Raw genomic sequence first — 10,285 nt, 5'->3', positions numbered from 1 at the left:
CGCGGTTCTACGTGAAGGCCGTCCGCGACCGCATGTGGGAGGAGACCGACTCCCCCTCGAAGCGCGGCGCGTACGCCACGCTCGCGACGGTCCTCGACGAGGTGATCCGGCTGCTCGCGCCGATCGCCCCGTACCTCACCGAGCGGATGTACCAGCGGCTCGACGGCGAGGCGACGACGGTCCACGCGCTGTCGTACCCCGAGCCGGACGCGGACCTGCGCGACGACGACCTCGAACGCGACGTGGCGGCCTTCCGCGACATCGAGGAGGCGGCCGCGAACGCGCGCCAGCAGGCTGGCCGCAAGCTCCGCTGGCCCGTGCCGCGCGTCGTCGTCGAGACCGACGACGAGACGGTTGCGGCCGCGGTCGACCGCCTCAAAGCGCTGATCGCTGACCGCGTCAACGCCCGCGACGTGGTCGTCACCGACGCCTTCGACGAACTGGTCGAGACCGCCGAGCCGCAGATGGCCGCCATCGGGCCGGCGTTCGGCGGGGACGCCCAGAAGGTGATGGAGGCGGTTCAGGGCGCGACCCGCGCCGAGGTCGAGGGCGGCGAGGTCGCGGTCGACGGCGAGCCCGTCGACCTCGACGACGAGATGGTCGAATACGTCGCGGAGCCGCCGGAGCACGTCTCCGGGGCCGACTTCGATGGCGGCACCGTCTACGTCGACACCTCGCTGACGCCCGACATCGAGTCCGAGGGGTACGCCCGCGACGTGATCCGCCGGGTCCAGGAGATGCGCAAGGAACTGGACCTCGACGTTGAGGCGCGGATTCGCGTCGGCGTCGCGGTCGACGACGACCGGGTCGCCGGCTTCGTGGACGAGCACGCCGACCTGATCGCCGGCGAGGTGCGCGCCGACGCGTGGCTCGACGACGCGAGCGACGCCGCCGACGCCGACGGCGGACTCGTCGAAGAGTGGGAGGTCGAAGGCGTCGCGGTCACGATCGGGGTCGAACCGGTCGCGTAACGACCCCGACGGGCCGCGGCTTTCGCTTAACGCGTCGCGATCCTCGCCCGACGAGTCGGAGCTTTCGTCGACCGATACTGTGGGAACAATTCGCATCCCGAAACCTATAGGTGCGTTCTTTACTCACGGTCGAACATGGATGTCCGGGCGGCTCGCCCCGACGACGCGGAGGACCTGCGAACGGCGGTCTCACGAGCCCGCGAGGAGACGGTGTTCGACGACATCGGCGCGCCACTGCTCGACGTGTCCGCCGCCGGCGTCCGCGAGGCCGCCGCCGAGGCGGAGTGGTCGTTCCTGATGGAACACGACGAGGAGGGGCCCGTCGGGCTCGCCATCGCGCACCCGGATCCCGACGGGACGGAGGCCGAGCTACTGGCGCTGTGGGTTCACCCGAACCGCGCGGGCGAGGGCGTCGCGGCCGAGCTGCTCGCCCGCGTGGGGAGCGCGCTCGCCGACCGCGGGGTGAAAACGCTCCGCGCGACCGTCCCCTCGGACCGCCCCAGCGCCGAGGAGTTCTTCAGCGCGCACGGGTTCGCGCCTCGCGGGACCCGGCGGAGCCCGGCGGGCGACGAATCGATCGTCGTCGCGGACCCCGACGCGCTCACCTGAGAGGCGTCGACAGTCAAAACGAACCGCTTCTCGGCCGACTCACTTCAGCCGCTCCTGGAGGAACGAGGGGTGGGCCGCGGTGACGCCGTTGACGCCGAGCAGCTTTTCCGAGATGACGTCGCCGAGCTCGTCGCCGTCGCCGGCGCGGACCTCCGCCATCAGCATGTGATCGCCCGAGGAGGTGTACAGCGCCTGAACCTCGTCGAGCGACTTCAGATCCCGCGTGGCCTCCACGTACCGCCCCGAGTCGACATCCATGCCGACCATGGCGATCGACTGCGAAGAGAGCTTCTTCGGGTCGACCTCCGCGGAGTAGCCGACGATCACGCCGCGCTCCTCGAGGCGGTCGATGTACTTCCGCACCGTCGGTTTCGAGACGTCGGCTCGCTCGGCGATCTCCCCGCAGGACGCCTGTGCGTCCTCTTCTAACACGGAAAGGATCCGTTCCTCTGTCGATACAGTACTCATATGAGTACGTTTGTCACCAATGAAAAAAGACCTTGCGAATCAAAAAACGAACTCGCCGCGTCGTGAACGGCCGCCGGTCGGCTCAGGCGTGTTTGTCGAGGAACATGTCGTGGGAGCGTTCCCACTCGTAGTCGTCGTCCCAGTAGCGCTCGGCGAGCGGCTCCTCGGGCATCTCGCCGATCGAGCGCTTCTCCTCTCCGTAGGAGGGGCGGTCCTCGTCGACGTAGAAGCGGCCGGTGAGCACCTCGCCCTCGTAGAGGGCTTCCTCGGTCGTCCGCATCATCTCCTGGGCCTCGACGCGGTCCGTCATGTCGAACTCGTAGTCGTCGGAGTCGTTGACGTCGATGTACGGGACGTACTGGCGCGCGTCCTTGTTCCACGTCGGGCACTGCGTGAGGAAGTCGACGTGCGCGAACCCGTCGTGTTCGATCCCCTCGGCGATGATCTCCTTCGCCTGGTTCGGGTTCACCGCCGCCGTGCGGGCGACGTAGGAGGCGCCGGCGTTCAGCGACATCGAGAGCGGTTTGATCGGCTCCTTGGCGCTCCCGTGAGGCTGCGTTTTCGACTTGTGGCCCTTCGGGCTCGTCGGGGAGGTCTGCCCCTTCGTGAGCCCGAAGATCTCGTTGTTGAACACGATGTACGTCATGTCGTGGTTCTCCCGGGCCGTGTGGATGAAGTGGTTCCCGCCGATCCCGTAGCCGTCGCCGTCGCCGCCGGCGGCGATCACTTCGAGGTCGGGGTTCGCGAGCTTCGCGGCGCGGGCCACGGGCAGCGAGCGCCCGTGGATCGTGTGGAACCCGTACGTGTCGAGGTAGCTGTTCAGCTTGCCCGAACAGCCGATCCCGGTACACAGCAGGGTCTCCTCGGGCGTGCGCCCGACCTCCGGCAGCGCTTGCTTGAGCGCCTTCAGGACGCTGAAGTCACCGCAGCCCGGACACCAGGTCGGCTGCGGCTCGACGCCGGGGGTGTACTCGTCGCGGTCGATCTCTCGCTCTTCTCCGATTGCTGAAAACGTGCTCATTGCTTAGTCACCTGCGGCTGGGACGAAGGTGGTCTGATGGCCGGGCGCGTCGCCGTCGCCCTCGACGATCGCGGTCTCGAACCCGTCGACGATCTCCGCCGGCTCGAACGGGTTCCCGTTGTACTTCAGCAGGCTCGACAGCTTCTCGCCGTACTGGCCCAGGTTCTTCTGGACGAGCCCGCGGAACTGTCCCGAGGCGGTCATCTCCACGACCAGCACCTCGTCGACGCTCTCGATGAACGCCCGGACCTGCTCGGTCGGGAACGGCAGCATGTCCGAGACGCCGTACGACTTCACCGAGACGCCGGCGTCGTTGAGGCGACCGACGGCCTCCTCGACGGTTCCCTGCTGGCTGCCGAACGTGAGGATGCCGTACTCGGCGTCCTCCGGGCCGGCGTACGACCCGGTGTCGACCGTGTCGAGGTCGTCGCGGATCGCCGCCAGCTTCTCGGCCCGCCGGTCGATCTGCGCGACCCGGTTGTCCGGGGACTCGCTGATGTGGCCGGTCGGGTCGTGCTCGTTGCCGGTCGCGAGGAAGCGACCTCCCTTCTGGCCGGGGATCGACCGCGGGGAGACGCCGTCGTCGACCTCGTGCTGGAAGCGGTGGAACTTCCCGTCGTCGCCGTGGGGCTGCTCCGACAGCGCGTCCTCCGAGAGCGTCTTCCCGAGGTCCGGGTTCGCCTCCCGGTCGAAGTGGCTCTTCGGGACGTTCGTCATCTCCCCGCCGAGCTTCTGGTCGTACAGCAGGATCGTCGGGATCTGGTACCCGTAGGCGAGCCGGAAGGCGAGCCGGGACTGCTCGTACGCCTCCTCGACGGTGCCGGGCGCCAGCACGACGCGCTGGGAGTCCCCCTGCGAGGTGTAGAGGACGTGTTCGAGGTCGGACTGCTCCGGCTTCGTCGGCATCCCGGTCGAGGGACCGGCGCGCATGGCCTCGACGAGGACGACGGGCGTCTCCGTCATCTCCGCGAGCCCGAGCGGCTCGGACATCAGCGCGAACCCGCCACCGGAAGAGCCGGACATCGCCTTGACGCCGGCGTGGGACGCGCCGACCGCGAGCGCGGCCGCGGCGATCTCGTCTTCCACCTGCTCGGAGATCCCGCCGAGCTTCGGCAGGTTCTTCGTCATGATGGTGAACACCTCGGTCCACGGTGTCATCGGGTAGCCGGAGATGAACCGGCAGCCCTCGTCGATGGCGCCGTAGGAGATGGCGTCCGACCCGGACATGAGCAGTTGGGTCTCGTCGTGTTCGCCGGTCGGGACCGACACGTCCGGCGCGTCGACGTCGTACTCCTCTTGGACCTGTTCGTAGGCGGTCTCGAGGATCTCGAGGTTCGGGTCGAGGATCTTCTCCGGCATCGCGTCGCGCATCAGGTCCTCGACGTGGTCGAGTTCCATGCCGGTGATCGCGCAGGTCGCGCCGACGCCGGCGGTGTTGCGCATGACCTCGCGACCCATGTCGCGGGCGAGTCCGCGGAGGTCGAGGGGGAATACGTGCCAGTCGTTCTCCTCGGCGCGCTCCTCGAAGTTCGGGATCTCGGAGGCGTCGAGCAGCCCCTCGTCGTAGATGATGACCCCGCCTTCGCGGAGCTCATCTAGGTTCTCCGAGAGGGGCTTGATCTCCTCGTTGCCGTAGACGGCGCCCTCGGACGGGTTCCGAGCGAACGAGTCGCCGAGCGCTAAGAGGAAGTTGTAGCCGTCGCCCCGGGAGTTCACGGGGTCCGCCGACGCGCGGACCTCCGTGTAGGTGTGGCCGCCGCGGATTCGCGACGGGTAGTGCCGATGCGTGAAGACGTTGAGCCCCGATCGCATCAAGGCCTTCGCGAAGTTCTGGCTGGTGGAAGCGATCCCGTCACCGGATCCCCCCGATATCCGCCAGATGAGTTCGTCGTCAGTCATAATGGTATGTGAGCCCGAGTGGGCCTCGTGGCCTGAACTTGTGTTGGTTCCCTCTTATGGCTTGCTATGGAATCCCAAGGGACAATCATGAAGGTCTATTAGGGTGTCAAATGTTCTCGCGCTGCCGAGCCGATTTTCCGCGTTCTTTTCATTCGCCGCGCGCCGACTCCGGGTATGCTCACGTTCATCGGGCTCGGTCTCTGCGACGAGCGCTCCGTCACCGTCGAGGGGCGGGAGGCGCTCCGCGCGGCCGACAGGGTCTTCGCGGAGTTCTACACCAGCCGACTGGTCGGCGCCGACGTCGCTGACCTTGAGGCGCACCACGGCGTCGACGTCGAGGTGCGCGACCGCGCCGGCGTCGAGCAGGACCCGGAGCCGATACTCGCGGCGGCCGAGTCCGGCGACGCCGCGTTCTGTACCGCCGGCGACACGATGATCTCGACCACCCACACCGACCTCCGCCTCCGCGCCGAGGAGCGCGGGATCGACACGCGCGTGATCCACGGCGTGACCGCCCAGTCCGCGGCGTCGAGTCTCACCGGGCTCCAGAACTACCGGTTCGGCAAGGCGACGACGCTCCCGTTCCCGTACGCTCACGGCGGCGACGACGTCCCCGGGAGCGTGGTCGAGACGATCGAGGCGAACCGGGAGCGCGGGCTCCACACCGTCGTCTACCTCGACATCAAGGTGGGAACGGGCCCCGCCGGTCCGGACCCCGACCACGAGGAGTACATGACCGCGGACGTCGCCGCCGGACTGCTGGCCGAGGAGTGGGCGGACGAGCTCGCGGTCGTCGTCGCCCGCGCCGGCTCGCCGGACGCGGTCGTCGCGGCCGACCGTCTGAGCGCGCTCGCCGACCGCGAGTTCGGTGACCCGCTCCACCTGCTCGTGATCCCGGGTGACCTCCATCACGTCGAGGCGGACGCCCTCGTCGGTCTCGCCGGCGCCCCCGAGTCGCTCGTCGACGAGTGAGGCGTCCGCGGTCGCGAGGCGAACGCCCCCGAACCGACCGCGCGTTTGATTATTATGTGGGGCGTTGGCACGCACCATGAATGACGTGCCGGTAGATCGACTCATGTCGACCGACCTGACGACTATCGAACGCGGGGCCGCGGCGGCCGACGCGGCGGAGCAGATGCGCGAGTCCGGGGGTAGCTCTCTCCTCGTCCTCGACTCCGACGGGGCCCTCGCCGGGCTGATCACCGCGACGGACTTCGTCGCCCTCGTCCGGGACAACGACCCGAAAGACCGGACGCCGGTCGAGGCGTTCATGACGACCGACGTGGTCACGGTCGGCCGCGAAGACACCGTCGCGGAGCTGGCGGAGCCGACCGCACACGGCTACACCCACCTCCCGGTGACCGACGGCGACGACAGACCGATCGGCATGGTCTCCACGACGGACCTCACGGCGTACCTCTCGCGGCGAGGCTGACGGGTCGGGCGCCGGGACGGCCCGAGGCCGCGTGACGGCGCCGCGTCCGAGTCGAGATCGCGTCGCGTTGTGCGTTCCGGAAGAGTAATGAAACATGGTAACACACAGCGCGGTATGGATCTCGACGACAGGACCCGCGTCGCGGACGTGATGTCGACGCCCTTGGAGACGATCGGGGCGGACGCGCCGCTCCGGGAGGCCGCCCGGCGGATGCGCGACGAGAACATCAGTGCGCTCGTCGTGACGACGGGCGGAGGATGTATCCTCACGCAGAGCGACGTCGTCGGAGCGGTCGCCGACGGGAGCGACCCGGAGGCGACGACGGTCCGCGACGTGATGACCGAAGACGTCGAGACGGTGACGCCGGACCTCATGCTGGAGGAGGTCGCCGCGATGATGACCATGTACGGCGTGAAACACCTCCCGGTCGTCGACGACGACTACGTCGGGATGATGTCGTCGACGGACATCGCCGCACACATCTCCTGAGGCCGGTCCGACGGGCTGCCTGACCCACTTCGCCCACCGGACTCAGCGGGCCCTCACAACAGCAACAGCGGCGCCCCCGCGACCACGCCCACGGCGATCAACAGGAGGTTCCACAGGAACACCGGTCTGACCAGCTCGCGCGCGATGCTCGCCGCGAACGCCGTCTTCACCAGGATGCTGGCGGCCGTCCCGGCGACCACGCCCGCGACCGCGGTGTCGACGCCGATCTGTCCGGTCCCGAGCAGCGAGACCGCCGTGGTCGTCGAGGTCCCCGACGACACCAGCCCCGCGAGGAAGGAGGTGGCGACGAACCCGCCAGCGCCGAACGTCCGCTCGGCGACCGCGGAGGCGAGCAGCACGAGCAGGAAGAGCGCGCCGAACGTGAGCGCGTTCCCGAGGCTGAACGGCGAGGTGAGCTCCGCCTCCATCGTCGTCCGCCAGTCGCTCCGCCACACGGCGACGCTGATCCCCGCGACCGTGATCGCGCCGAGCGGCGCGCCGACGACGAGCGCCGCCTCGGGGACGAAGACGGCCACGACCGCGGCGTTCCGGAACGCCATGGCGGCGTTGGCGAGCAGGATCGACCCCACCGCGATCTCGCCGAGGTCGGCGCGCCCCTTCGCGCGCTTCGCCATCTCGGCGACGACCGCCGTCGAGTTGACGAGCCCGCCGAAGAACCCAGTCACCGCGTAGCCGCGCCCCTGATACCGCTTCACCAGCACGTAGTTGACGAAGCCGATGGCGCTGACCGCGACCACGAGCGACCAGACGAGCCGCGGCTGGACCGCGTTCCACGGGTCGATCGTCTCGGCGGGGAGGAGGGGGAAGACGACGAACGCGAGGATGGTGAACTCCACCGCGCTGCGCACCTCCTCGCGCGAGAGCCCCCACGCGAACTGGTGGAGCTCCCGTTTCAACACCAAGAGCAGCGACGAGAGCACCGCCACCGTCACCGACTCGATGAACAACTCCTCGGCGACGAGCACCCCGACCCCGTACGTGACGAGCAGCGACGCCGACGTGGTCAGCGAGAGCCCGTCGACCTCGGCCTCGACGAAGCTCCGGACCGCCAGTAACACCGCGCTGGCGACCACCAGCACGCCGCCGACGACGAGCAGCCCGGGCTCGTCGACGAGCGAGAACACCGCCGCCGCGAGGCTGACGAGCGCGAACGTCCGGATCCCCGCCGACTTCTGCGACCACTCGCGCTCCAGCCCGAGGAACATGCCGAGCGCGGTCGCTAACGCCAGCTTCGCGACGTTCGTCTCGAGGTAGACGAACGGGTCGACCCCGCCTATCACCGCCGCCCACCTCCGCGCGACCGCGCTCTCGGACCGGCGCCCGACGGTCCGTCTCGCGCCCTCGTAGTCATGACCGACCGTTCCGGCCCGCTACGTCTATAGCTTGCTATATAGTAATCTATAGTATCTCCAAAGCGGGGCCGTCGCGGACCCGCCGCCCTATCGGTTCGTCGGTTCGCGCGGCAGGTCGAGCGCCTCGGTCAGGTCGTGCTCCTCGCCGGTGATGAGGTAGAGCACGTCCTCCAAGATGACCGCGAGCTCGGGTAGCTCGCGCACCGCGAGGAAGGTGATCGCGATGAGCGCCACGACCGCCAGCAGCTGGCTCATGATCCGGTCGGAGATGAGGAACGACACCCGGTACGGGTCGGTCGCGCCGAACATCGTCATCACCAGGTCCGGGTACCAGTGCATGTACTGGTTGCCAGACACCACCGAAATGAACGTCGTCCGGAAGATGTTCAGGACGTAAATGAGCGGGATCGACACCGCGAGCGCGCGGAGCTTCCGCGCGAGCGGCGCCTCGACGGCGGCGACGAGGCCGCCGAAGATGGCCATACTCCCCAGCCCCGTACACGCCAGTACGATGTGGATGATGACGGTGTGGCCGTCGTCCAGCGTCCACGAGTACGCCGCCTCGTACCCCTCCCTGCTCGTCACCGCCTCCGGCGCGTACCCGAGCAGGTCGATGAGCGCACCGGTCTGCGTCGCCACGACCTCGATGAGGATCCGGCGGGGCTCCGGGACCGCGACCCCGCCGACGGTGAACGCCGGGATCGTCTCGAACGGGAGGTAGATGAAGAGCATGATCGCGATGGCCCGCGTGAGCGTGAAAAGCGACGCGCGCCCGTCGTAGAGGAGATACCCCGCGTACACGCTGGCGGGGAAGCCGACGAGCGCGAGGATCGACTCGACGTAGCTCTGGTGTTCGAACGCGAAGTACGGCACCGTCGACAGCCAGAAGAGCCCGAACAGCGCCCACGTCCCGGCCGCGAGCGCGCGACCGGCGGCCAGCCCGCGCTCGTCGAGCAGCCACGCCGTCGCGAAGAGGATCGCGACGATCCACGCGAACGTGAACGTGTCGGGAATCACGCTCAACACCGCCGGCGCGCCGTGGCCGAACATATCGCTACGGTCCGTCGTCGTCGAATAAAGCCCTTGTCGTTGCGTGCGATCCCGGCGTCAGACGGTCGGGTCGGCTCGCGCTTCCTCGTCCGCCGCCGCGCCGATCGGCCGGCCGGAGGCCTTACCGTTCCTCGCTGTCGAGGACGCGGATCTGGTCGCCGCGGACCGTCACCGGAATCGGGACGGTCGCCTCGTACAGCTCGACGGTCACCTGGTCTTTCCCCTCGTCGATCCGCTGGACGCGCGCCTTCTCGCCCTTGAACGGACCGGCGATCAGCTCGACGATGTCGCCCTCGGCGATCCCCTCCACGTCCGGGGTCGGCGAGAGGAAGTGCTCGACCTCGGAGAAGGGGCTCTCGGCCGGGCCGTCGCCGCCCTGAATGACGCCGCGGGCGTGCGGGATCTCGTCGAGAATCCGGCCGAACGCGGCCCCGTCGGTCGCCTCGACCATCACGTAGCTCGTGAGCTGGTCGGGGGCGATGACGGCCTGGATCTCGGGCGTCTCCTTCTCGGCGAGCATGTCGGCGACGGTGCGTTCCTGGCTCGCCGTCGTCTTGACCGAGTAGATCGGCATTACGCGCCGACCCCCGGGAGGAGGCTCATGATCGCGAACATCAGGAAGCCGATGAACCCGATGAGCAGGATCCCGGCGCCGGCGATCTTCGACACCTGGAGGAACTCGTCGGTGCTCGGCGTGCTCGCCAGCTTCAGCACCCGAATGTAGCTGTTGGGGTCGTACGGAACGTCCATGTTACCAGCGAATTCGAGACGAGACGGTTTTTACCTTTTGATGCGGCTCGGGGGTCGCGTTAAGTTAGAGGATGAGGCGGACGAGTTCTGAGAGTCTATGGCAGAATTCGACCGCCTCAGCGAACGTATCGCGTGGATCGACTTGTCGTTTGTGGAGCGAGATCGAACTCCACGCTGGGCGATTGAAATAGGGATCCGCTGTCACTTGGCCGGTATGTCA

Annotated in this window: 12 protein-coding genes and 1 pseudogene; 6 read left to right on the top strand and 7 right to left on the bottom strand. The window is 68.3% G+C overall.

The window, feature by feature from the left end; all coding sequences use genetic code 11:
- On the top strand, window positions 1–971 hold a 971-nt coding region (locus B9G38_RS11745; RefSeq protein ID WP_143415428.1), incomplete at its 5' end, for a DUF5915 domain-containing protein.
- A 135-nt stretch (window positions 972–1,106) separates the two neighbouring features.
- On the top strand, window positions 1,107–1,580 hold the full coding sequence (locus B9G38_RS11740; RefSeq protein ID WP_049931147.1) for an N-acetyltransferase: 474 nt from the start codon (window positions 1,107–1,109) through the stop codon (window positions 1,578–1,580).
- A gap of 39 nt (window positions 1,581–1,619) precedes the next feature.
- Here the strand turns inward: B9G38_RS11740 and lrpA1 are convergent, their stop codons facing one another.
- The 3 genes from lrpA1 to B9G38_RS11725 all read right to left on the bottom strand — a co-directional run bounded on the left by lrpA1 (window position 1,620) and on the right by B9G38_RS11725 (window position 4,968).
- A complete protein-coding gene (lrpA1, locus tag B9G38_RS11735) occupies window positions 1,620–2,048 on the bottom strand; it encodes an HTH-type transcriptional regulator LrpA1 (RefSeq protein ID WP_086220487.1) in 429 nt (142 codons plus the stop codon).
- A gap of 82 nt (window positions 2,049–2,130) precedes the next feature.
- Window positions 2,131–3,069 (bottom strand): thiamine pyrophosphate-dependent enzyme, encoded by a 939-nt coding sequence (locus B9G38_RS11730; protein WP_086220486.1) that lies wholly within the window; start codon window positions 3,067–3,069, stop codon window positions 2,131–2,133.
- A gap of 3 nt (window positions 3,070–3,072) precedes the next feature.
- Window positions 3,073–4,968 (bottom strand): 2-oxoacid:acceptor oxidoreductase subunit alpha, encoded by a 1,896-nt coding sequence (locus B9G38_RS11725; RefSeq protein WP_086220485.1) that lies wholly within the window; start codon window positions 4,966–4,968, stop codon window positions 3,073–3,075.
- A gap of 174 nt (window positions 4,969–5,142) precedes the next feature.
- On the opposite strand from B9G38_RS11725, the gene dph5 reads away from it, so the two are divergent.
- The 3 genes from dph5 (at window position 5,143) to B9G38_RS11710 (ending at window position 6,892) form a co-directional block, all read left to right on the top strand.
- Window positions 5,143–5,940 carry a diphthine synthase gene (gene dph5, locus B9G38_RS11720; RefSeq protein ID WP_086216107.1) on the top strand — a complete coding sequence of 266 codons (798 nt, stop codon included), beginning with the start codon at window positions 5,143–5,145 and terminating at the stop codon, window positions 5,938–5,940.
- Between the two features lie 76 nt (window positions 5,941–6,016).
- Complete coding sequence (locus B9G38_RS11715) at window positions 6,017–6,403, top strand: CBS domain-containing protein (protein ID WP_049931137.1); 387 nt, start codon at window positions 6,017–6,019, stop codon at window positions 6,401–6,403.
- Between the two features lie 114 nt (window positions 6,404–6,517).
- Window positions 6,518–6,892 (top strand): CBS domain-containing protein, encoded by a 375-nt coding sequence (locus B9G38_RS11710; protein ID WP_086220484.1) that lies wholly within the window; start codon window positions 6,518–6,520, stop codon window positions 6,890–6,892.
- 53 nt (window positions 6,893–6,945) lie between these two features.
- Here the strand turns inward: B9G38_RS11710 and B9G38_RS11705 are convergent, their stop codons facing one another.
- From B9G38_RS11705 to B9G38_RS11690, 4 genes are all read right to left on the bottom strand, one after another.
- Window positions 6,946–8,193, bottom strand: coding sequence for an MgtC/SapB family protein (locus B9G38_RS11705; RefSeq protein ID WP_086220483.1), 1,248 nt, complete (start codon window positions 8,191–8,193; stop codon window positions 6,946–6,948).
- Window positions 8,194–8,352: 159 nt separating this feature from the next.
- The gene (gene artA, locus B9G38_RS11700) at window positions 8,353–9,315 is read right to left on the bottom strand and encodes an archaeosortase A (protein WP_049931130.1); all 963 of its coding nucleotides are present in this window, start codon (window positions 9,313–9,315) and stop codon (window positions 8,353–8,355) included.
- Between the two features lie 121 nt (window positions 9,316–9,436).
- The gene (locus tag B9G38_RS11695) at window positions 9,437–9,889 is read right to left on the bottom strand and encodes a transcription elongation factor Spt5 (protein WP_049931127.1); all 453 of its coding nucleotides are present in this window, start codon (window positions 9,887–9,889) and stop codon (window positions 9,437–9,439) included.
- The gene (locus B9G38_RS11690; RefSeq protein ID WP_086220482.1) at window positions 9,889–10,065 is read right to left on the bottom strand and encodes a protein translocase SEC61 complex subunit gamma; all 177 of its coding nucleotides are present in this window, start codon (window positions 10,063–10,065) and stop codon (window positions 9,889–9,891) included. Before B9G38_RS11690 ends, B9G38_RS11695 begins: the two co-directional genes overlap by 1 nt.
- A gap of 97 nt (window positions 10,066–10,162) precedes the next feature.
- Here B9G38_RS11690 and B9G38_RS18570 point away from each other — a divergent pair.
- A pseudogene (locus tag B9G38_RS18570) lies at window positions 10,163–10,285 on the top strand (IS6 family transposase); the annotation flags it as partial.

The sequence above is a fragment of the Halorubrum sp. SD612 genome (assembly GCF_002135005.1).
Note: the sequence above shows the minus strand (reverse complement) of the source record. Positions and strands in the feature narration are given on the sequence as shown.

Coding starts and splice junctions, on each gene's coding strand:
- B9G38_RS11740 (WP_049931147.1), top strand. CDS start 1,107: ATGGATGTCCGGGCGGCTCGCCCCGACGACGCGGAGGACCTGCGAACG.
- lrpA1 (WP_086220487.1), bottom strand. CDS start 2,048: ATGAGTACTGTATCGACAGAGGAACGGATCCTTTCCGTGTTAGAAGAG.
- B9G38_RS11730 (WP_086220486.1), bottom strand. CDS start 3,069: ATGAGCACGTTTTCAGCAATCGGAGAAGAGCGAGAGATCGACCGCGAC.
- B9G38_RS11725 (WP_086220485.1), bottom strand. CDS start 4,968: ATGACTGACGACGAACTCATCTGGCGGATATCGGGGGGATCCGGTGAC.
- dph5 (WP_086216107.1), top strand. CDS start 5,143: ATGCTCACGTTCATCGGGCTCGGTCTCTGCGACGAGCGCTCCGTCACC.
- B9G38_RS11715 (WP_049931137.1), top strand. CDS start 6,017: ATGAATGACGTGCCGGTAGATCGACTCATGTCGACCGACCTGACGACT.
- B9G38_RS11710 (WP_086220484.1), top strand. CDS start 6,518: ATGGATCTCGACGACAGGACCCGCGTCGCGGACGTGATGTCGACGCCC.
- artA (WP_049931130.1), bottom strand. CDS start 9,315: ATGTTCGGCCACGGCGCGCCGGCGGTGTTGAGCGTGATTCCCGACACG.
- B9G38_RS11695 (WP_049931127.1), bottom strand. CDS start 9,889: ATGCCGATCTACTCGGTCAAGACGACGGCGAGCCAGGAACGCACCGTC.
- B9G38_RS11690 (WP_086220482.1), bottom strand. CDS start 10,065: ATGGACGTTCCGTACGACCCCAACAGCTACATTCGGGTGCTGAAGCTG.